Annotated in this window: 22 protein-coding genes; 9 read left to right on the top strand and 13 right to left on the bottom strand. The window is 34.3% G+C overall.

From position 1 onward, the window contains the following. Positions 1 to 2: 2 nt before the first annotated feature. The 6 genes from ACMT7R_RS08495 to pstS form a co-directional block, all read right to left on the bottom strand. On the bottom strand, positions 3 to 125 hold the full coding sequence (locus tag ACMT7R_RS08495) for a hypothetical protein (protein ID WP_415311199.1): 123 nt from the start codon (positions 123 to 125) through the stop codon (positions 3 to 5). 47 nt (positions 126 to 172) lie between these two features. After that, the gene (locus tag ACMT7R_RS08490) at positions 173 to 805 is read right to left on the bottom strand and encodes a phosphate signaling complex PhoU family protein (protein ID WP_415311198.1); all 633 of its coding nucleotides are present in this window, start codon (positions 803 to 805) and stop codon (positions 173 to 175) included. 55 nt (positions 806 to 860) lie between these two features. Continuing rightward, positions 861 to 1,622: a phosphate ABC transporter ATP-binding protein PstB gene (gene pstB, locus ACMT7R_RS08485; protein ID WP_415311669.1), complete on the bottom strand. Its 762-nt coding sequence runs from the start codon at positions 1,620 to 1,622 to the stop codon at positions 861 to 863. A 222-nt stretch (positions 1,623 to 1,844) separates the two neighbouring features. Continuing rightward, the gene (gene pstA / locus ACMT7R_RS08480) at positions 1,845 to 2,774 is read right to left on the bottom strand and encodes a phosphate ABC transporter permease PstA (protein ID WP_415311196.1); all 930 of its coding nucleotides are present in this window, start codon (positions 2,772 to 2,774) and stop codon (positions 1,845 to 1,847) included. A 1-nt stretch (position 2,775) separates the two neighbouring features. Continuing rightward, positions 2,776 to 3,780 (bottom strand): phosphate ABC transporter permease subunit PstC, encoded by a 1,005-nt coding sequence (gene pstC, locus ACMT7R_RS08475; RefSeq protein ID WP_415311194.1) that lies wholly within the window; start codon positions 3,778 to 3,780, stop codon positions 2,776 to 2,778. Between the two features lie 91 nt (positions 3,781 to 3,871). Next, the gene (gene pstS, locus ACMT7R_RS08470; RefSeq protein WP_415311192.1) at positions 3,872 to 4,966 is read right to left on the bottom strand and encodes a phosphate ABC transporter substrate-binding protein PstS; all 1,095 of its coding nucleotides are present in this window, start codon (positions 4,964 to 4,966) and stop codon (positions 3,872 to 3,874) included. 675 nt (positions 4,967 to 5,641) lie between these two features. Here pstS and ACMT7R_RS08465 point away from each other — a divergent pair. Then, on the top strand, positions 5,642 to 5,980 hold the full coding sequence (locus ACMT7R_RS08465; RefSeq protein ID WP_415311191.1) for a hypothetical protein: 339 nt from the start codon (positions 5,642 to 5,644) through the stop codon (positions 5,978 to 5,980). Positions 5,981 to 6,086: 106 nt separating this feature from the next. Here the strand turns inward: ACMT7R_RS08465 and ACMT7R_RS08460 are convergent, their stop codons facing one another. Both ACMT7R_RS08460 and ACMT7R_RS08455 read right to left on the bottom strand, forming a co-directional pair. Next, positions 6,087 to 6,512 (bottom strand): hypothetical protein, encoded by a 426-nt coding sequence (locus tag ACMT7R_RS08460; RefSeq protein ID WP_415311189.1) that lies wholly within the window; start codon positions 6,510 to 6,512, stop codon positions 6,087 to 6,089. A 425-nt stretch (positions 6,513 to 6,937) separates the two neighbouring features. Continuing rightward, positions 6,938 to 7,750 carry an undecaprenyl-diphosphate phosphatase gene (locus ACMT7R_RS08455; RefSeq protein WP_415311187.1) on the bottom strand — a complete coding sequence of 271 codons (813 nt, stop codon included), beginning with the start codon at positions 7,748 to 7,750 and terminating at the stop codon, positions 6,938 to 6,940. A gap of 807 nt (positions 7,751 to 8,557) precedes the next feature. Here ACMT7R_RS08455 and ACMT7R_RS08450 point away from each other — a divergent pair. From ACMT7R_RS08450 to tmk (ACMT7R_RS08435), 4 genes are all read left to right on the top strand, one after another. After that, entirely contained in the window at positions 8,558 to 9,730 is a 1,173-nt protein-coding gene (locus ACMT7R_RS08450) for an MFS transporter (RefSeq protein ID WP_415311668.1), read from the top strand. Positions 9,731 to 9,969: 239 nt separating this feature from the next. Next, a complete protein-coding gene (locus tag ACMT7R_RS08445; RefSeq protein WP_415311186.1) occupies positions 9,970 to 10,893 on the top strand; it encodes a DUF5996 family protein in 924 nt (307 codons plus the stop codon). A gap of 527 nt (positions 10,894 to 11,420) precedes the next feature. Continuing rightward, positions 11,421 to 12,119: a dTMP kinase gene (tmk, locus tag ACMT7R_RS08440; protein WP_415311185.1), complete on the top strand. Its 699-nt coding sequence runs from the start codon at positions 11,421 to 11,423 to the stop codon at positions 12,117 to 12,119. Between the two features lie 18 nt (positions 12,120 to 12,137). Next, complete coding sequence (gene tmk / locus ACMT7R_RS08435; RefSeq protein WP_415311183.1) at positions 12,138 to 12,905, top strand: dTMP kinase; 768 nt, start codon at positions 12,138 to 12,140, stop codon at positions 12,903 to 12,905. Between the two features lie 360 nt (positions 12,906 to 13,265). Here tmk (ACMT7R_RS08435) and ACMT7R_RS08430 read toward each other — a convergent pair whose 3' ends face one another. From ACMT7R_RS08430 to ACMT7R_RS08415, 4 genes are all read right to left on the bottom strand, one after another. Beyond that, positions 13,266 to 14,180, bottom strand: coding sequence for a CHAD domain-containing protein (locus ACMT7R_RS08430; RefSeq protein ID WP_415311181.1), 915 nt, complete (start codon positions 14,178 to 14,180; stop codon positions 13,266 to 13,268). Positions 14,181 to 14,357: 177 nt separating this feature from the next. Beyond that, positions 14,358 to 14,870 carry a SixA phosphatase family protein gene (locus ACMT7R_RS08425; protein WP_415311180.1) on the bottom strand — a complete coding sequence of 171 codons (513 nt, stop codon included), beginning with the start codon at positions 14,868 to 14,870 and terminating at the stop codon, positions 14,358 to 14,360. A gap of 45 nt (positions 14,871 to 14,915) precedes the next feature. Beyond that, entirely contained in the window at positions 14,916 to 16,415 is a 1,500-nt protein-coding gene (locus ACMT7R_RS08420; RefSeq protein WP_415311179.1) for an MFS transporter, read from the bottom strand. Positions 16,416 to 16,829: 414 nt separating this feature from the next. Then, the gene (locus ACMT7R_RS08415) at positions 16,830 to 17,282 is read right to left on the bottom strand and encodes a winged helix-turn-helix transcriptional regulator (protein ID WP_415311667.1); all 453 of its coding nucleotides are present in this window, start codon (positions 17,280 to 17,282) and stop codon (positions 16,830 to 16,832) included. Positions 17,283 to 17,661: 379 nt separating this feature from the next. Between ACMT7R_RS08415 and ACMT7R_RS08410 the strand changes: the two genes are divergently transcribed. Further along, the gene (locus ACMT7R_RS08410) at positions 17,662 to 19,056 is read left to right on the top strand and encodes a PQQ-dependent sugar dehydrogenase (protein ID WP_415311177.1); all 1,395 of its coding nucleotides are present in this window, start codon (positions 17,662 to 17,664) and stop codon (positions 19,054 to 19,056) included. A 39-nt stretch (positions 19,057 to 19,095) separates the two neighbouring features. Here ACMT7R_RS08410 and ACMT7R_RS08405 read toward each other — a convergent pair whose 3' ends face one another. Then, positions 19,096 to 19,383 (bottom strand): winged helix-turn-helix transcriptional regulator, encoded by a 288-nt coding sequence (locus ACMT7R_RS08405; protein WP_415311175.1) that lies wholly within the window; start codon positions 19,381 to 19,383, stop codon positions 19,096 to 19,098. Between the two features lie 180 nt (positions 19,384 to 19,563). Here ACMT7R_RS08405 and ACMT7R_RS08400 point away from each other — a divergent pair, with 180 nt between their 5' ends. The 3 genes from ACMT7R_RS08400 to ACMT7R_RS08390 are packed head-to-tail and all read left to right on the top strand — an operon-like array spanning position 19,564 to position 20,842. After that, entirely contained in the window at positions 19,564 to 19,806 is a 243-nt protein-coding gene (locus tag ACMT7R_RS08400; RefSeq protein ID WP_415311174.1) for a hypothetical protein, read from the top strand. Beyond that, complete coding sequence (locus ACMT7R_RS08395) at positions 19,788 to 20,366, top strand: methyltransferase domain-containing protein (protein ID WP_415311666.1); 579 nt, start codon at positions 19,788 to 19,790, stop codon at positions 20,364 to 20,366. The genes ACMT7R_RS08400 and ACMT7R_RS08395 overlap by 19 nt, the downstream gene beginning before the upstream one ends. Before the next feature lie 17 nt (positions 20,367 to 20,383). Next, positions 20,384 to 20,842 (top strand): arsenate reductase ArsC, encoded by a 459-nt coding sequence (locus ACMT7R_RS08390; RefSeq protein WP_415311172.1) that lies wholly within the window; start codon positions 20,384 to 20,386, stop codon positions 20,840 to 20,842. The last annotated feature ends 15 nt before the right edge of the window (positions 20,843 to 20,857 follow it).

The following is a 20,857-nucleotide window of genomic DNA, read 5'->3' as shown; positions in this document are numbered from 1 at the left end:
TACTACTCCTTTATGCACTTACCCTTGGTTTTCTTATGACCTGTCCAGTGTGCAAAACATCCAAACAAAGCATGTCCTGTGCATCCACATATTATGCATTTCTTAGTTGCATCAGCGTTATTCATACAAACTTCTACTCTAGATGATTCGCTTCATATATAGTTAAATTTTATTATCTTCTAGGGCTTGCCATTCCAGTTTCAATATATTTAACTGAATCTGCAATGTAGCAAGCATGATCAGATATCCGTTCCAAATATTTCAGTATCAAAGCAGTGGAAATATTACATCTGTTATCAGAGTAATTATTTGATCGTATAAGTTGAGACGATTCCCGTAGATTTTTTCGGAACAAAACATCGACCATTTCTTCCATTTCATATATTCTACCTAAGTTAGAGTTATCTCTTGTTCGTAACGCCGCTACCCCTAGCGCCATCATCTCCATAACGAGTTTTGACATTCGCATTACTGGCAATTTATCGCAATGTTCCAATGGCCCAAGGATTTCAAGCACCATTATAATATCATACGCATACCTTCCAAACCTTGAAAAACCATACGCAAGCTCCATGCAAGATTTAATAAATCTTAAATCCGTTGCCACAGGTTGAAACCGAGCGATAAGTTCGATCGTCAACTCAGATACTTCATCTTGGAGAAATCGAAGTTTTGCAGATGATTCAAATATCTGCTTTTTTGCTGAATTATCATCGTCATTGTAGGATGTAACAGCTTTAGTAACAGTACTTTCAGCTAAAATAGCCATATCAAGAACAATGCTGCTAACCTTAGTTAGCCCCATGTCAAGTAATCGCGCCACTTTAATTAAAATGAATCAAGAAACTAAATAAACAAGTCTAGCCGAACTTTCCGGAAATGTATCTTTCAGTTAGCTCTTTTTTTGGATTCTTAAATATTTGATCTGTAGGTCCAAATTCAATTAATTCGCCCAGATACATAAATGCGGTATAATCAGAAACTCTGGCTGCTTGTTGCATATTATGAGTTACAATTATTACGGTCAAGTGTTTCTTTAATTCAGTCATTAATTCTTCAATTTTTGAAGACGCAATTGGATCCAATGCAGAAGTAGGTTCATCCATTAATAATATTTCGGGTTGCATTGCCAGTGCCCTTGCTATGCATAACCTTTGCTGTTGACCACCTGACAAGCTTATTCCGGGCTTGTCTAAATCATTTTTAACCTCATTCCATAAAGCAGCGCCCTGTAAGCTATCATAAACAATTTCTTTAATCAATTTCTTATCTTTAACACCATTCAGCTTCAAGCCAGCTGCTACATTATCAAATATGCTCATAGTCGGAAATGGATTTGGTTTTTGGAATACCATTCCCATTCGTCTTCTTATGAGAACAGGATCTGATTGTTTATCATAAATATTAAGATCATCCAAAATAACCCTTCCATCAGCAGTGGCATTTGGAGTCAAATCATGCATCCTGTTAATGCATCTTAATAGAGTTGTTTTGCCACATCCCGATGGACCAATTAATGCTGTGATTTGTTTTTCTTTCACCTCAAGATTGATATCTTTTAAAGCCAGTTTGCCGCTAAACCAAGCTTTTAGTGATTGTATAGATAGCTTTGGATTCTCGATTTTGAATCTTGAATCTGATTTTTCTTGGAATTCGGGCTCAGTAAAAGGGCTAGTAGATTCGTGTTTAGGATTAGAATCGATAGAAGATAAATGATTAATTTCTTCATTTACAGTAGGGTTCAATGAGTTGTTCAAATTGTCCACTAGACAATTCTCTAAATGCGCAATTTCATAATAATATTTGTCTATAGGAAGTATATAGTATTATATAGAAAAAATAGATCAAATAGTCGATTTAAAAGTAAGGCTCCTCTTTTGAGCAAACATTCTCAAAGCAATACTCAGCGATAATACAAGTAATATCAATAGTAATGCAGCACCCCATCCTTGTTCATGAGCAGAAGGGTATGGCTGAGAAGCAAGTCTCCAAATTCTCAAAGGCAAGGCATCGACTGGAGAATTAAAGCCGCTAAAGAATAAACTTGTCCCCAATATGGTCATTATTAATGGTGCTGTTTCACCAGCAATCCTTGATATGGCAAGTACAATACTAGTTAAAATACCACTTTTGGAGCCCTTTATGACAATATGCCACACTACCTTCCACTTTGGAAGACCCAAACCATATGCAGCCTCTCTTAGTGTATTTGGTACGAGTTTAAGAGTTTCTTCGGAAACTCTTGCAATAATAGGGATCATTATTATAGACAAAACAAATGCACCTGCCAATATGGAAAAGGAGCCCATGGTCAGCACTATAGTAATGTATCCCGCAATTCCTATGACGATAGAAGGGATCCCGGTTAATACATCGTTAAAAAGTCTCAAAATGTAGGCAAACACTCTGCTTGAGCTGGAATACTCTGATAGAAATACTCCGGCCAAAACGCCAACAGGTGCGCCTATTAAAGTGGCAAATCCTACAACCATTAAGGTCCCTTGAATAGCTGGCCCTATACCTCCACCTCCGGAGCCTATTGATCCTGGTGGGAGAAACAAAAAGTCGAAACTAAATGCACCTATACCATTCTTAAACACCTCTATCAAAATTGAGCTCAGTGGAATAACTGCTATTATTACAAAACAAGCTAACAAAACGGTGATCAAATTGTTTTTCATTTTTCTTTTTGATGCATTTTTTGCAGTAGTTTCTCGAATTATTGACTTGTAGCTTTTTTCTTTATTGTTATCGTTGTTACTAATATTGCTCATATTATTCCCTCACATTTGAATAAGATTTTGAAACTCGCGATATGATGAAAATAGCGGCGATGTTTATAAAAATTGTAATTATGAAAAGAACTAAACCTAGCCCAATCAGTGCCGACAGATGAAGATCATTCGCAGCCTCATTAAATTCATTTGCAATAATACTGGACAAGGTTTGGCTTTGGGAAAACAATGATGTAGGGATAGCGGCCAAACCGATTGCGTTTCCTATTATTAATGTGACCAACATTGTCTCTCCAATGGCTCTCCCCAATCCTAAAAATGAGGCTCCCATCAAACCTGTTTTTGATGAGGGCAAAATTGCAGTTTTCACCATCTCCCATCTCGTTGCACCCAAAGCATACGCTGCTTCTTTCTGCGAATGAGGGATAGCTTTCATGACCTCCCTTGAAACAGCAGTAATAATAGGTATAATCATGATAGCAAGTACAATTCCAGCAGTAAACACATCCAGGCCAAATGGGGCCTTTGCAAATATAGATATATAATCGCCAAATGAATTATGGAGGGGTTCTTCCACAAAATCCCTTATCCAGAATCTAAAGACAAATAACGCCCACAGACCGTAAACAATACTGGGAACGGCTGCTAACAATTCAACAACAAAGGATAGAATAGTCCCTAGTTTTTTTGGGATCATCTCTGTAATGAATATCGCTATTCCTACACTAATCGGAACAGCTATGGCCATGGCAATAGCAGAACTTACAAGCGTCCCTATAATGTAAGGCAGTGCACCAAAGGATTCTCTTCCCTCAACTGCATTCCAATCTGTCCCAATTACAAAATTAAACCCTTCCTTTACGAAAATAGGTATCGAACCTTCAGATAAGGAGAATAATACAAGTGCAACCATCAATAAAGTATAAAGAGAAGCGCCGATAACCAGACCTTTAAAAAACTTGTCCCCCAAGATCGATTTTTTATTTCGTAAATCAAGTTTTTTTACAAGCTCGGCATGTGCATCTTTAGAGTCTTTTAGGGACAAAGTATATCAATAAATTAAAACAATTTGATAATATATTTTACATATATAATTAATATAGAACACATAAACTATATAGAAAAAAATAATAAAATTAGTTGGTGAGAACGGGGTTTCCATTAAAGGTTAAAGATTTCAGTGTTTGTTCATTGATATCTATAACCGATTGAGGTAATGGAACATATCCCAGTGGTTCGGCAAATTGTTGTCCATCAGTTATGGCCCATTCAACAAACTCTACCAATGCATTTGCCTTTTGCTCATTTATGCTTGGGTTGGTGCTCAATTCCTTGTAGAGCAATAGGTAGCTGAAACTAGAAAGTGGATAAGAGTCTGCACCTGGTGCATTTGTTATAGATACAGTATTCCATGGCTGTGAACCTTCAGGTAATGTTGGTGCTGCTGCGTTTACTGCTGCCATTGTTGAATTAATTGATGGTGCAATAAAGTTTCCTTCCTGGTTTTGAATTGATGCAAACTTCATGCCTGTGGTTAAAGCGTAAGCTAATTCAACATAGCCTATGGAGTAGGGTGAACCTTGAATTGATGCTGCTACACCTTCATTTCCTGGTGCACCTAAACCTGATGGCCATTGAACTGACTTTCCAACTCCAATTGTGGAATTCCATTCTGGACTAACTTTAGATAAATAGTCTGTAAAGACGAATGTAGTACCCGAACCATCAGAACGGTGAGCCGAAATTATATCTTCAGCTGGCAAAGTCACATCAGGATTAAGTTCTTTTATCTTAGGATCATCCCACTTTGTTATTTTTCCTAAAAAGATATCAGCTATCACTGGACCTGTCAGTTTAAGGGGAGTAGTTACTTCAGGAAGGTTATAAGATATTACAACTGAACCTATGGTTTCTGGAATGTGAACGGCATTTCCTGCTTTTTGAAATTCAGTTGAAGACAATGGAGCATCTGTGGCACCAAAATCAACAGTTTTTTCTGTAAACTGTTTAATACCACCACCGCTACCAATGGAAGCGTAATTAAGACTCACATCAGGATTGACTTTTTGATATTCTACTCTCCAAGTATCTATCAAGGGAAAGGGAAATGTGGCCCCTGCTCCATTAATAGTTACTTGTTGTGCATTTACGGAATTTACATATACTGGAACTAATAGCGATAAGGCTAAAAGCGATACACCTAGTATCCTATAGTTTCTTAAATTAACCATCAAAATGGTTATATCTATATGATTATTAATCAATTATCTATATATTATTAATACTCTATATAGAATATATTAATGTATTATAATTAAATATGTTAAAAAAGTTATTTAAGATTTTAAATTTGCTAAATAATTCAATTTTTTCCGCATTCTTAAAATGGCTAAAGATTTTTGAAACGGAATGGTTAAACTAACTAGAGTTTAAATGTAAATTAGTCGAACAAATGCACATATCTATATAGAATATCAGGATAAATGTTAAGTCAAATATTGGCTTGTGAGATTTACTCTTTTCCATCTGAGTTGCACAGTGACCATTCAAAAGTAATAATTGAATGGTCGCTGGATGAATAAAGCGGAAATTAAATACCACCTGTTAGAAACATGTCGAAAAACTCATATCCACTCTAAAATGCAGACATTCTTGGTTTATTATCAATCACTACACTCTCTAATGGCATGGCAATCGTTACAGAGTATACATTCTATGATAACTATATGGATAATGATTATATTCATACCAACTAAATAGCAGATCAGATTGCGCAACATACTTATCGCAATTGATGTAGACGGCTCACCTTCTGGATATATTTCTTGGCATAACCATTTTCAAAACAAAAGTAAGATAAGGCGTTAAAACCATACAAGAGAAACGAAAGATTTGGGGTACAACGGATGGAGATGTTGGCTGTATACTTTGCAATATCAGACAATCTCAAAGCATTCAAAAAAAAACTAAAGAGAAAGGATAAGAAAAAAATTATAGTAATCAGGAGTGATTCTAAATCCACTATAGAGCAATTAAACAGGAGATCAAAGGTAAAAGACGACATTATAAAGAGGATCTATAATTCAATAATCAAAATAGTAGGAAAAATATCCTGTACCTTGGTGTTTGACTATTTAAGAAGAACTAGTAACAGAGCAGGAAAAATTTTGGAACTTCTTAGAAAAGAAACCAAATACTACAATGTATCTACCAAAAAGAAATTGACTGGTATTGTTGTTGAGTAGATTATCAAATCTAAATTTTTTTATTTCTATTCTGTATGGGAATGTTTGTGCTTCCTCCCTTTTATAGGAACGCAAAATTTTATTCCAAAAAAAGATAATATTTTCATCAAGAGAAAGTAGAATCTAATCGTATCAAAACGTCCTCCAAATAATCACCGGTACTAAAATAGATATACAAAAATTTGTCGTTTAATTCATTTATGGGTATATATGCAAGAAACACATCATTATTAAGATTAATAAGCTTAAATAATGTTTGATCTTCAAACAAATTGGATTGAAGAGAGACGATATTTTTTATATTATTGACTGAGACAGTCTTATCTTTGAAAACCGCTTTACCATAAGAGTTTGAATATCTCGAACAAGAGTTATTTTTTCTTTTCTTGTAATAATCGTTATAACGAAAAATATCTCTCGATTTACCCACTAAAAGCTTACCATGTGAATCTACTACACCAGCAAATTCAATAGAATCATCAACTTGTAGTGCATTAATGCACAGTTTATGGAGAAATTGCCTTTCTTCCATGATGGTTCTAATATCCAAATGTATTAATTATTTATCTAAATATTCACTATAGTGTATAGATCTTACCTGTTGATGATAATATTCCTTTGATGATTGACTTTAACATATTAAAAATAGAGATGGAATAGTTGGTAATGATGGGAAGACTATTCCATCTCTATTTATTCAGGCATTCTAGGTCATTCCGATCTGTAATAATATTAGAAATATTTTGGGTATCAAGATTATAAAGGAATACAGAAGCAATATTGTATTATTATCAAAAATTTGTACAGTTTTAGCATCCTTCAAGCTATATGTTTGTGAAAATAGATAATAAATCCTAATGAGATCGTAAATCTCGTTATTGATTGTTATGTGAATGATTAAAGACGTATTATTTTAGTGGCACTATTACTGCAATACGTCGATTCCTTGAATCAAATTTACAAGAATGAATAGATTAACAGGATCAGAGCTAAAGCCAGACAATAATACGCAAAGTAATGTAGTTTGCCTTTATTAACAATATCTATTAATAATTTTATCGTTATATATCCAACTATGGCTGAAGACAAAAATCCCATGATATACGAAGCAATGGGAATATTACCTATTGTAGAGACCTGGGCATCATCCATTAATAAAAAGTCAAATACAGAGCCCCCAATGATTGAAGGAATGGACAATAAAAATGAAAACCTGACTAATTGAATATGATCTATTTGTCGAATCATTCCTAATGATATGGTGATACCGCTTCTAGAAATGCTTGAGAAAACAGAGAATCCTTGGGCAATCCCAATGAGAACCGCATCGAACTTATTGATACTTCTCGAACCTTTTTTAAAAAAATTTGTTATGAAAATGAAAACTCCACTGATGAAAAATCCTATTGACAGTAAAAATATATCATAGAATGAAAACTCAAACAATGATTTTAGCGCGAAGGCGATAATTGCAGTGGGAATAGTGCCAATTATGATGAGCATCAGCAGATTGCGATATTCCTTTAGTTCTCCAATCTCCATTGATCGAGGAAATATAATCGATCTAAAAATCTTTGAAAGATCAGTCCTATAAAATCCCACCAGTCCAGCTAGTGTTCCAATGTGAAGAATTAAATCAAAAAAGACCGGAACACGTATATTAAATATTAATTGGGTCAAAGCCAAGTGACCCGAGCTTGAGATAGGCAACCACTCAGTTATGCCTTGTACTATTCCTAAAATCAGAGATTGGATGATATCGACTGTCATTGTCTCTACTACTGGGTGATATTGATTTGTCACTTTATATAAAATGTTTACATCCAATTGGTGAAATTACCCTTTCACCTACATAATTCCATTGAGATAATTTACAAACAAGGAAACGATTCTAGTTATAGTGCTGGTGGCGTCATGGACACAAGTGAAGACGAAGATTTAAAACATCTACCAACAATTTCATCGAAATGCCAGATAAAGTCAAATATACTATACTTTAAGATGCTGAAACTATAAAGAATAATAAGACATCCCATGCGGTGAATTTTGGCCATCATAGAGATTGAGGATGCTGGTGTATTTTTTCATCATCTTCTTCATTCTTCCCAAATCCAAGAGGAGAGTATTTAGATTTGTTATCCTAACAATAGGAATAGGAACACATGTTGTAAGAATTCGTAATGAAACTGATAAGTTGGAACATAAGGTTAGGAATGTATGTATAGATGTACGAACACATGAATTATCGAATATATATACAATTTGTACTAGTCTCAAAATTAGACCTTAAATAACAATTCTTGATCTCCCAAAACCATAAGTAATATTGAAAACAAGAAATTTCTATTTATGAAGTAAAATGGCAGGAGTAAGCATGCAAAACACAAAATTTTGTCAACCAAAAGATACTTAAAATATAAAAATCCAAAGAGAATCAAACAATCTTTTATACATCACATATGTGTTCTATTTAAAAATGTCTGCACAAGATAGACAGATATCTATTTTCCCATTATTATTTTCAAACTTTATCGGAACTTTGGATTTTAGTATAGTTTACCATTCTTGGTTTTTTTGGTGATTGATTTCGGAGGAAATTCCATTATTTATGGAATACTTGCTGCTATATATCCAGCTTTTCAACTTATTGGAGATCCACTTTTGGGAAAATGGTCCGACAGGATAGGAAAGAAAAAGGTACTATTGGTGAGTAATATTGGAACATTCATTGGATGGATTATTTTTTTAGTTGCTTTGCTTGTACCTGTTTGGTCTATACATAATATTGATTCCCAAGTAGCAGGCTCTTTTGTCATAACCCTTCCGTTGATTATCCTGTTTTTAGCAAGAGGGATAGACGGAATTACAGGAGGAAACATATCAGTTGCAAACGCATACTTGGCGTATGTAGCAACAGACAAGGACAGAAGTAAAAATTTTGGGAAAATGGCAATATCTTCTAATCTTGGTTTCATAATTGGACCCGTATTAGCAGGCATTCTGGGTGCAACTATTTATAAGGAGATTTTGCCCGTGATGGCAGCAGTAATAGTTTCTTTAATAACAGTAATAGTAATAATCTTCAAGTTACAAGAATCAAGAACTATAGAAGCATCATCTATAGTGAAGGCCATTCCAGATGAACCTGAAATTCGGAAAGTTTTTTCAGTCGAATGCAAAGATTGTTTCGAAATTCCGAATCCCAAAAATTTAAGAATTCAACATGTTTTTAAACTCAGAAACATATCATATATGCCTATTTTGTATTTCTTAATATTTCTTGGATTCAATATTTATTATACATCCTTTCCCATTCATGCAGTTTCAGGCTTAAAATGGTCTATGTTGGAAATGGGAGTATTTTATTCGGTATTAAGCGGTTTAATGGTTTTGGTAGAAGGTCCCATATTGAGAGAAGTATTAAAGAAATGTTCTGAGAAAAAGTTAGTAATTATTGGAAGTCTAATTTTGGGAACAAATTTTGTCCTATTCGTTTTCAATAGTACTTTAGTAGCTTATGTAGCGATCATCTTGTTTGCGTTTGGCAATGGTTTAATGTGGCCATCTTTTATGTCATTACTTACAAAACAAGGAGGCAATGTGTATCAAGGCGTTATACAAGGAGTAGTAAGTAGTATGGGAAGTCTCGCAAGCATCATTGGGTTGAGGTTTACTATACAACTTGATTGGCACAACTACCTTCATCATTTCCGCTGCGGTAATATTTGTAGTAATCATTCTATCATTTAGAATGCTAAAATATAGATAGTTTCTTGATGCTATCTTTACAAGACGATTTAGATCATAAAAGCAAAACAACGGATTACATATAACAATGGAAATACTACTACTACTACTTCAATTATGAGAACATGATTTGTCAATGTGTTTTCACGTCGATGTCATACTATGTTGGTACAAAAATGCTTCATCTGATTAGTAAAACAGCAGACGACAACAGTTATTGATGATAACAACTACAAACAAATATGACATTGTCAAAAAATACCTGGCCATCTTTACCGCTGTCAGAATGGAAAGACACATACGAGACACTCCATAGATTAACTCAAATAGCAGGAAAAATCAGAATCGCACTGGAACCTCTGGTAAACCACTGGTGGAATTCTACTTTGTACATTAATTCGAGGGGGCTTACTACATCTGCAATGTCATACGAAAACATACAATTTCAAATTGATTTTGATTTCATAGATCATTTTTTTATCATTCAAACAAGCGAAGGTATTACAAGAAAGATTCCGTTAGAACCACGCCCAATTGCAGAGATGTACAAGGACATTATGTATAATTTATCAGACATCAACATTTATGTTCCTTTGTGGACAACACCTGTAGAAGTTTCAGATAGGACACCATTTGAGGAAGATTACAAACATGCATCTTATGATCGCAAATATGTTACTCATTTATGGCAGATTTTGTCTCAGTCTAGCAGAATACTTACAGAATTCCGTTCCCGTTTTATAGGAAAGGTTAGTCCGGTACATTTTTTTTGGGGTGCGTTTGATCTAGCTGTTACAAGATTCTCAGGTCGTTCGGCTCCATCACATGCGGGAGCACCAGGTTTGGCAAAATTCGTTGCAATTGAAGCTTATTCACACGAAGTAAGTAGTTGTGGTTTCTGGCCGGGAGGAGGTGATATAGACAATCCTATTTATTATTCTTATACTTATCCAGAACCGGAAGGATTCAAGGAATTTTCGATCAAACCTGAGGAAGCATATTATGATAAGAGAATGGGAGAATTTATGTTACCATATGAGGTGGTTCGAAAGGCAGAAAATCCAGATAAAATTTTACTCGACTTTCTAGAGTCTACTTACATTGCTGCAGCAACTACTGCAAATTGGGATAGAAATGCTTTAGAACGGAAACCCGGTATTAGTTGAGTTGATAATCCAAGTTAATATCTGTAGCAAGACCACACCTATCCATCTATCTATCAGTCTATTTGTCTATCTACCTACTTGCGATCACAACCTATGAATTAAATCGATTGTTCAACGTAAACCATTAGTCCGCATTTCGCTTTTTAGACTGTATTAATCAATCGATAATGATTGGATTTGAATTCAGTGTTTTATTATCATCATAGTGAAGGGTTTGATTCGCCTACCAGCTAATTATCTTTGAGGTTAAAACAAGAGAGATGGAATCATAACTATGTGTTGGTTCATCTTGTACGATGTTGTTATAATTGCCTCAAGTAAAATCGGATCATTACACATTTGGAAAAAGGAATTTTTGCAGTAAACCGAGTAAAGACTTCTAAATGATTTGGTTAGAAAAACACAGTAAAAGGACTTTTATATATTGGACGGCCAACTATATTAAATACGTGTAGGTTCAAATATTAAGAGAATCAGATGAAACTTCATAATTGTTTTGTTGTTTATAATTTAATTATAGTGAATATATGGTGATTGCTATTGCAGACATTGAAAAAAAGAATGAAGTTGGTATCCTGATCGTAGTTGAGGGTATAGATGGGTCGGGGAAATCAACACAAATTCATTTAGTAGATAGGTGGCTCCGATCAAAAGGATATGATGTTTTCTTTACCGAATGGAATTCATCAGAGACAGTGAGAGAAATTACATCAAAGGGAAAGAAGAAAGCAAGATTAACCCCTATGACATTTTCACTCTTACATTCAACAGATTTTGCCGACAGATATGAAAAAAATATTTATCCGTTATTAAGAGCGGGCTATATTGTTCTGGCAGATAGGTATATTTACACGGCATTAGCCCGTGATACAGTTAGAGGATGTGACAAGTCGTGGGTAAAGAACATGTATAAATATGCCCGAAAACCAGATTTAACATTCTATTTTAGGGTGCCAATTGAAACTGCAGTAAATAGGATCATTTCCGGTCGACCCAAGCTGAAACATTATGAAGCAGGAATGGATCTAGGATTAAGTAAAGACGAATACGAAAGTTATAGAATATTTCAAGGAAGAATTGTGGACGAGTATGAATCTATGATTAATGACGACAACTTTGTAGTGATTGATGGAACTCTTGAAATAGAAAAACAGCAAGATATGGTACGAAGAAACGTACTAAAAGTTCTTAAAATGAAGAATAAACTTCATGAAAAGACTTCATAAGAAGGTTACGAAAATAAAATGTTATCAAAAAAAGTATCTAATAAAGTCATTACTTCTGATAATCACAAAGATATCAGCAAGAAAATAAGGTTTATTGGTAAAACAGGTATAAAATATTTAAAGGATACCGAAATTAATGGATCATTCATTGTAATAGAGGGGCCCGATGCCTCTGGAAGGAGTACTCAAATTCAAAAAATAACTGAAAAATTAGAAGCCGATGGACATGCAGTAGTTAATACGGGTTTAAAAAGATCCGATCTGATTTCAAAGGGAATCATAGAAGCAAAAAGAAACTACGTGGGCAGGAGAACAATGGCACTTTATTATGCAGCTGATTTTGCTGATCAGCTAGAGAACAAAATAATTCCTGCTTTAAAGGCAGGTTTTGTTGTAATTTCCGATAGATACATCTATACTCTAATTGCAAGAAGCTCGGTTAGAGGAATAGACAAAAATTGGTTGCACCAATTGCATAGTTTTGCAATTAAGCCGGACCTCATTTTTTATCTGAATGTTGATCCCTACAATTTAATCCACAGAGTATTTAAGAAAAATAAGGCTCTCGATTACTATGAATCAGGCGCCGATCTTGGAATATCATCTGATATTTTTGATTCTTTCATTAAGTATCAATATTTATTAAAAAAGGAGTTTAGCATTATGCAAAGAAAATATGGCCTAATCGACATCAATGGGGATAAAGATATTAATGAAATCTATGAGGAGATTCAAACAAAGATAAGTGATTTTTTGAATTGTGCCAAAAATATTGGGACCAATTAATACTATTTAGTGCGATTCAGAGCATTCCTTTGGATGTCATAAGATATTTACCAGTTTGTATATCAAATGTATATATCATGATGAACGATAATAACATGGATTGTGATAATCGTCTTTTATGGGGTCATCCAAAATTCGAGTGTATTCAATTCGTAGAATGAATCCAAACTAGATATCTACCATAATTACATTTGGATCGAATGAATGTTCACAATTATCTTGTATTGACCGCCTAGTTTATCCAAGTGAAAACTCTTTGTACAGAGGAATAGAAGTAGACATTTATTAATAATAATAATAGATAATTCTTATCTATTCTACATTTGATGTGATGCGTTAAATTTTGAATTGTGCTATGAATCATAATGTTAATGATCTGATATAATCAACGAATTGATCAAATTTTGTATTTCTTATATTCTGAATGTTTGTTATAGTATTTGTTATGATTAGCTTATCTGCCTTTTGTTTCTTTTTCAAATACTCCAGTGTAATATCATAGTCGTGGATATCGCCCAGTATATCTTGAAGTTTCTCAAGGTAAGCCAATATTCGACGAATATCTTTGTTGATTGGATTGACAACATCTGTCTGCCTAACCCTATTGTCTTTCTCTTCATATTCCTTACTTATTAGTAAAAGTTCGATTACATAACGTAATTTTTTAGTGTCCTTTCTGACTTGATGCAATTCCGAAACTTTGGATTTATCGCTAATTACTGCAGGAATCTGTGAATCCATATTGGTTTTCAACTTTCTTATTATTTTTAGAATTCTTTTTCTAGATTTGTATTTGAATTTCCTATTGATTGTGTTTGGACCATAAATGTTGGAGACGATGATCTTTTCTAACCGAAACGCTGCGATCTTAGCTTCTTTAAGTTTATCTTGCCTTTCATGTTTAAGAGGACTTTCGATCAATTCTAGTTCTAAGGCGCCCATTTTTCCTTCATTGGTCAGTTTCTCCAGAATTATGTCTATATCTCTTATTCTACTATTGATTCTAAACAGCTTTTTACCTCTATGAACAAAAGCTTTAACATTCTTTTTTTTCAGAATCTCTCTAGGACTTGATCGATAAGTAGCTTCTAGTCTACGTAATGATGTTCTCATTTGGTGAGTGTTTTCTTTGGTTGGATCGTGTAAATACTTGGCCAGTTTGATATAAACCCTATCAAAGTTTCGAGCACAATTATTAATGTAAACCTCAGGGTTATACTGGATATAATAATACTCCAACCTAATACAAATGTGGATAGAAGCTATTTGAATCATCCGTAGTTCTTAGATTATAGATATATGAAGAATTCATCCATTCAAAAATATACGGTTGACTTTAGAAAGGACACCTAAGGATAATAGAAATAAATTCGATCATATTATTAAATCCATATTCTGAATATAGAAAAATATATTTAGACAAAACAATACTTCATTCACAGCATCTCAATTTCAAGGTTTCCAAATATTCATTATTTCAGATCTAAAATCATTCTGAGAAATAATATTACTCCAATTTGGTATGTACATATTTATTTGCACAAGCGTACATGTAGACATTTTTAAGGAACTATGTGTTAGCATCTCTACCAATTCTTCTAATTCTGGATTATGTCCGATTAGCAATAGCCTAGTTCTATCAACAGGAGTTTGAGATATGGCGCGGATATAAGAATAGACACCACTTTTATGAAATGTAAAATTCACCTCTACTGGTCCGTCATAATCACAATGTCGACAAACAAGAGAGGTTGTTTCAACTGTTCTAAGTGCAGATGAGGTAACAATTGCATTGGGTATCATATTGATCTTTTTTAAATACTTTCCCATTTTGATCGCGTCTCTTTTACCCCTCTTGTTTAATGGTCTATCATGATCATCTAACTCCTTATTCTTCCAGCTTGATTTTGCATGCCTAAGTAATAGTAATACTCTATAATTTTGTCCAACCCCCTTTACATGCATGATAAAATTATTGAAGACAAATTAAATAAAGTACTCCCGCAGACACTATGCAATCCTTAATGAACTGGTTCTTTTTAGCAATATAGCGAAAACAATAGTAACTACCGAGAGAAGCCCCGCAGTTAAGAATACAAGGTTATAGGAATTAGTTGACGGGTATGATCCTTGTACTCCGGTAATCGTCTCATGATTCGCCATGTAAACTCCCGCCAAGGCAGGGCCAATAGCCATTCCAATAAAGAGCAATAATGCACCGACGCCTACCGAAATTCCAGTATATTCTGTAGGAGACTTTGACACGACCAAATTCCATGCAGCTGTCATAGTAAGAGAAAGACCACTTGCCAATACTGCCAAACTTACTGACACCGCAAGTTCTGTTGAATGAAACGCCAATAGTGCTAATGCACCAACTAGGCTAACAATGCCTCCTATAATAATTGGTCTTATACCCCCTATTCTGTTTATGATAAACGGCGTAATACTAGAAAACACTAAAAAGCCGATCATAAATGGCAGTTGTACGTTCGCAGCATCCACAGAACTACCTCCAAATCCTAATGGAATTGGACTTCTAACCATTTGAACAATTGCTGGATATATCATAAACATTGTAATTCCAGTGGCTATTAACAGGATGTAAGATGGTAACAATATCTTATCCTTTAATAGATTTAGATTGACAAAGGGATTTTTCATTCTCCTTTCGATTGTAATAAAAAAGGATAACGCAATAGCCGATATCGCAAATGCGCCCACAATCTGTTGTAAATTATCGATATTTATTCCAATTTGAATTATCGTAAGTGCAATCAGAAAGAATGAAATAGTAGCTGATAAAGATAAAACTCCTTTCAAATCGATAGAAAAGGAGTTGCTTTTTATTACTGATTTTGGATGTTGAATATTTTTCGATGAGAATTTGTTCTCCGAAGCCTTGCCTTCCTTGACAAACCTAATTATTAATAGTGTTACCACAGCAGTAAAAGGTACTATTGCCAAGAAGGTTGTATGCCATCCAAAGAATTGAATAATACTTGCTCCAACCAAAAGTCCTATCACTGAGCCTGCAGAATATGCGGATCCAAATACACCTACAGCAATTGAAAGTTTAGTTGGTGGAAAAGTGTCTCTAAGAAGGCTAAAAGCTGCTGGAATAGCTGCTAACCCCACACCTTGGATTACTCTACTTATGAGCAACAATATTATATTGTCAGCAAATCCTCCGATGATTAGTCCACCTATGTAAATCCCCAACATGGTCAACAATACCTTCTTCTTGCCGAATAGATCGGATAGCCTGCCTGCAACGGGAGTCATTACTGCTGCGACGATCAGATATGCACTAAATATCCATGCGGCAGTTCCATAGGAAATATTAAACTCAGTTATTATATCAGGAATTGCTGGTAGGAGCATAGTTTCTGAGAAAAAAACCGTCAAAAGTGTGCTGCTCAGTATTGCTAATGTGAGCCATGCATGACGACTAACAGTAGTAGTTTCATTGATTAAATTATTATTTTTTTCTTGTCTTTTATCGATCATAGGTAACTTTCCTTATGTTATTAACTATACTTAGGTAAGTATATAAATTGGTAAGTGAACTTTTGGTAAGTGAAATCAACATGGAAGATTGATACTTACAAGAGGAGACATATGAAGCTATTCTATATACTTTAAACGGACTATATAGTTAGAAACCAAGATCATTTAATCCTATATAAACATGATGATTGTTTAGTATAAAGTTCAAATGAGAAAACATGTGATCATGTGATTAGTGTTTTATTTTAGTTAAACACATTGAGCAAAAAAGGTATTTAGATCGGTTTTCGAACACATTTGGATACAGGACAGGTTATATCTAATCTAAATCATCACTCTCATAGCGAATCAAAATCTTAAAAAAGATTAAAACTTTTATGAGTTTATGTTGTGTAATATGGAGTGCATCCCAAACTAAATATATTTTCGAAGTGATTTAGCAGTAATTTTTTCAATTTTAATTGGGTCAGGGCTATCGAATATTTGGTCACAACAATACTTTACTGAGAATAATGCCATTTGTTCCAGAATGGGTTGTAGTTCTTTACCCTTTTGTGTAAGATAGTATTCTATCCTGATGGGGGTCTCGTCATACACTTGTCTTCTTATAAGACCATCTTTTTCCATTTCTTTTAGCCGTATTGAGAGTGTTTTTGGATTGATCTCCTCTATAGAATTAAGAAACTCATTAAATCGGGTTTGTTTATCGTAAATCATATTGCGTAGAATCAATATAGAAAATTTTTTACCAATTATATTAAATGTATTAAAAACAGGACAACTTTTGAATTCCATGTTCTCAATCGATCTTGGTCGAATATAATCTCCCTCTTTTTCTTCATAATGTTTGGAGGCATTGACTTCCACCAACTTGACTTTACTACCCTATATCTTAATACTTAATAGTCAGCAGTTTATATACTTACCTAAGTATAGTTAATATCACAAAGTGATGCCGAGGACTAGAAACAATAGATCCATATTCAGTAGACAAGAGCACAGGTCTAGATTATTTATTGACAGTAGTAATTAAGAAATAATAAAATCTAGTTGTAGATAACGAAAGTATCCACAACAACCTTATCATTTTCATAGTTGTCGTTCTGCTACTGCTACTGCTACTGCTGCTAATAGTTTGGTTTTAATTCTTGCAAATAAATACACTATACCACTAAATCATGAATAAATTTCTATGTTTGTTTTAGATGCTGTAACATATTAATAATATGAATGTCAAATAAGTCAAATGAATTGGATTGATCATTATTTTAAAAATTCAATTAGTAACCGCTTGCCATTAAAATTTTTCCTTGTTACATCTATAGTTGTGGCAATTATCTGCACAAACAATAATTTAATGCCTGCATTTTCACAAGAATTACCGCTACTAGAAGATCCCTCATTAAAATTAGATCTTGTAGCGGACGGATTGCAATCTCCTACTAGCATGGCATTTCTTACTGACAATTCAATCCTTATTACACATAAGGAGGGCACAATATCAAAATTAGAGCTTGACAATCCAACCAGTTTACAACCAATACTGGAATTAAACAATGTCAATAGTAAAAATGAAAGAGGACTTTTAGGTATAGCAATTGGAAAAGACATTATTGGTGACTCTAAAAATAATACCAACCAATCTGAAGAATTTGATGTATTTGTTTTTGTTACTGCAACGGGTACTCAATCAGATGAACAAATGCAGGAAACTTCAACATCAGCATCAAGTAGTAACGAATTAAGGAATAAGGTATATAAATATACATGGGATGGAGAATCCCTTTCAAATCCAACAATTCTTTTGGATTTGCCAGCCGGTCCGGGAACTAACCACCAAGGAGGAAAGGTCAAGATTGGACCTGACAATCAACTATATGCAATAGTAGGAGAACTCCAAAGGGAAGGACAGTTACAGAATATTCATGATGGACCTACTCCCGATGATAGTGGTGTTATTTTCAGAGTAGATCCTTCTGATGGTTCCCCCTCGGTTAACAATCCATTCGTACAAGTAGGTGAGAACACCGATTCCAACCTGTTATCAAAATATTACGCATATGGTATAAGAAACAGTTTTGGGATGGACTTTGATCCTGTAACCGGAAAATTATGGAATGCGGAAAACGGTCAAGATCTATATGATGAAATAAATCTAGTAGAACCAGGGTTTAATAGCGGATGGAAATTGGTTATGGGACCGATCTCTGGTTCACCAACTGTAACAGAAGATGATTTAGTTACATTTCATGGATCAAATTATGCAGATCCGCTTTTGAGTTGGGAACAATCAAGAGGTGTTACAGATTTGGAATTTTTAAAGTCCGGTAATTTGGGACAGAAATATCAAAACAATATATTTGTGGGGGATATAACTCGAGGCAATCTATTCTTCTTTGAAGTAAATGAAAATAGAAATGGTCTTCAATTTGATAATAATCCAGACATAGCAGATGACTTGGTTGTATCAACTGAAGATGAGATTTCTTCGATAACATTGGGTAGTGGATTCAAGGGAATAACAGATATTGAAACAGGTCCTGATGGAGACCTTTATATATTAACTTACAGCAGGGCAGATGGAGGCCAAGGTGCACTTTACAGAATATCTAGCAGTGTAGAAACAACCCCTGCTTCCTAGTAGTCTGATCTATTTGGTCGGAGATGTCTATTTAACTGATCATTTCCTCATCCATTGAAGCAAATTAATAATTGATCCAAGTTCTTGACCTTTTGGGGTAAGTCGATATTCTACTCGGGGTGGAATTTCATTAAAGGATTGTCTGTTTAGAATACCATTTTTCTCTAACTCCTTTAAGCGAGTAGTAAGAGTTTTACTACTGAAACCTTTCATTGATTTTCTAGATGCGATATATCTAACAGGATCAGTGGAACAACATAGTGGTATCAAGATTTCTAGCGTTCCTCTTTTAGTAATTATATTTCTCAGTTCAGCTGTTTCCTTCATTAAACTCTCCACATTATAACCATAGAAATCGCAAGAATCATTATCATCCTCAAGTATTGGTAGCCTTGATGATCTGGATATTATTTTACTATTTCCATTTTCTTATAGTTTCCATAATTTCACTTGGTTTACCCCATTTCTCTTACCAACTTAAATAGTTTTTCTAGTAAACCTATATCTATGGATAAATCATCACATTTAAAAGAAAAAATCAAAGAGCAATATGGAAAAATTGCTTTAGATGGTAATTCTAATTCATGTTGTATGCCCTCAAGTGATTGCTGCGGCACTCCATCTGAAATTCTCTTAACTCCGCTTGAATCATCAAAAGCTGTTGGATATGATTCTGACAAATTGAATCTCATTCCCGAATCCTCTGTATTAGGAGTAGGTTGTAAAATCCTATTAGATTTGCAGATATAGGAGAAGGTGATACCGTAGTCGACTTAGGTTCAGGTGCAGGTATAGATGTATTTCTTGCAGCCAATTTAGTGAAAGAAAGTGGTAAGGTGATTGGAATTGATCTGACAGAAAATATGCTCAAAAAAGCGAGAGAAAACGCTGAGAAACATGGTTATAGAAATGTAGAGTTCAGACATGGTGATATTGAGCAAAGAATACCAGTTGAAGATAATTCTGTGGATTTAGTTATAAGTAACTGTGTTATTAATCTGACCACTAACAAGGAAGATACGTTCAGAGAAATCTACCGAATACTTAAACCAGACAGAAAAGGAATGATGATCATATCAGATTTGGTTACCTCTAAAGAAATAGATGCAGACTCTAATAATACGGAAAACTGGTGCAGTTGTATCGATGGCGCCCTAACGAAAGAAAATTACATTGATAGTATTAAGAAAGCAGGTTTTACCAACGTTGAGATACTTGATGAGAAACTGTATATGGAACTAGATGAAGGCAAAGAAGATCAAGAAAAAAGACAAATCACTAGCATATCTATCAAAGCTGTTAAAGAATAGGATAGGGTGCAATATAGGTGAAATTTTCATTTGGTAAACGAGAGCGTGACAAAGATGCAAAAACTATTCTCTTTGTATGTGTTCAAAACGCTGGACGAAGCCAAATGGCTGAGGGTTTCTTCAGAAAGTATGCTCCGAAAGGTTATGAGGTTATTAGTGCTGGTACAGTTCCAACTTCACAAATCAATCCCATTGCGGTAGAGGTTATGAAGGAGGTCGAAATTGATATCAGCAAGCAAAAGCCCAAAGATTTGACAGAAGACATGATGCGAAATGCAACAACTATTATTAATATGGGCTGTATGGATGACAAGTTCTGTCCTGCTTTATTTATACCAAAAGTTATAGATTGGGGTATAGAAGATCCAAAAGACAAGCCAATAGAGAAAGTGAGAGAAATAAGAGATGAAATTGAAAAAAGAGTATTGGAAATAATTGATTCTCATCAAGACCAAAATAATAAAATTCCAATCTAAATGATGACTCTTTTG

Origin of the sequence: Candidatus Nitrosocosmicus sp. FF01 (assembly GCF_047711275.1) — an archaeon.
Lineage (GTDB): Archaea > Thermoproteota > Nitrososphaeria > Nitrososphaerales > Nitrososphaeraceae > Nitrosocosmicus.
The sequence above is the reverse complement of the archived record's forward strand: the minus strand, read 5'-3'. Positions and strand labels throughout refer to the sequence as shown.

Coding starts and splice junctions, on each gene's coding strand:
- ACMT7R_RS08495 (WP_415311199.1), bottom strand. CDS start 125: ATGAATAACGCTGATGCAACTAAGAAATGCATAATATGTGGATGCACA.
- ACMT7R_RS08490 (WP_415311198.1), bottom strand. CDS start 805: ATGGGGCTAACTAAGGTTAGCAGCATTGTTCTTGATATGGCTATTTTA.
- pstA (WP_415311196.1), bottom strand. CDS start 2,774: ATGAGCAATATTAGTAACAACGATAACAATAAAGAAAAAAGCTACAAG.
- pstS (WP_415311192.1), bottom strand. CDS start 4,966: ATGGTTAATTTAAGAAACTATAGGATACTAGGTGTATCGCTTTTAGCC.
- ACMT7R_RS08465 (WP_415311191.1), top strand. CDS start 5,642: ATGGAGATGTTGGCTGTATACTTTGCAATATCAGACAATCTCAAAGCA.
- ACMT7R_RS08460 (WP_415311189.1), bottom strand. CDS start 6,512: ATGGAAGAAAGGCAATTTCTCCATAAACTGTGCATTAATGCACTACAA.
- ACMT7R_RS08455 (WP_415311187.1), bottom strand. CDS start 7,750: ATGACAGTCGATATCATCCAATCTCTGATTTTAGGAATAGTACAAGGC.
- ACMT7R_RS08445 (WP_415311186.1), top strand. CDS start 9,970: ATGACATTGTCAAAAAATACCTGGCCATCTTTACCGCTGTCAGAATGG.
- tmk (WP_415311185.1), top strand. CDS start 11,421: ATGGTGATTGCTATTGCAGACATTGAAAAAAAGAATGAAGTTGGTATC.
- tmk (WP_415311183.1), top strand. CDS start 12,138: ATGTTATCAAAAAAAGTATCTAATAAAGTCATTACTTCTGATAATCAC.
- ACMT7R_RS08430 (WP_415311181.1), bottom strand. CDS start 14,180: ATGATTCAAATAGCTTCTATCCACATTTGTATTAGGTTGGAGTATTAT.
- ACMT7R_RS08425 (WP_415311180.1), bottom strand. CDS start 14,870: ATGCATGTAAAGGGGGTTGGACAAAATTATAGAGTATTACTATTACTT.
- ACMT7R_RS08420 (WP_415311179.1), bottom strand. CDS start 16,415: ATGATCGATAAAAGACAAGAAAAAAATAATAATTTAATCAATGAAACT.
- ACMT7R_RS08410 (WP_415311177.1), top strand. CDS start 17,662: ATGAATTGGATTGATCATTATTTTAAAAATTCAATTAGTAACCGCTTG.
- ACMT7R_RS08405 (WP_415311175.1), bottom strand. CDS start 19,383: ATGAAGGAAACAGCTGAACTGAGAAATATAATTACTAAAAGAGGAACG.
- ACMT7R_RS08400 (WP_415311174.1), top strand. CDS start 19,564: ATGGATAAATCATCACATTTAAAAGAAAAAATCAAAGAGCAATATGGA.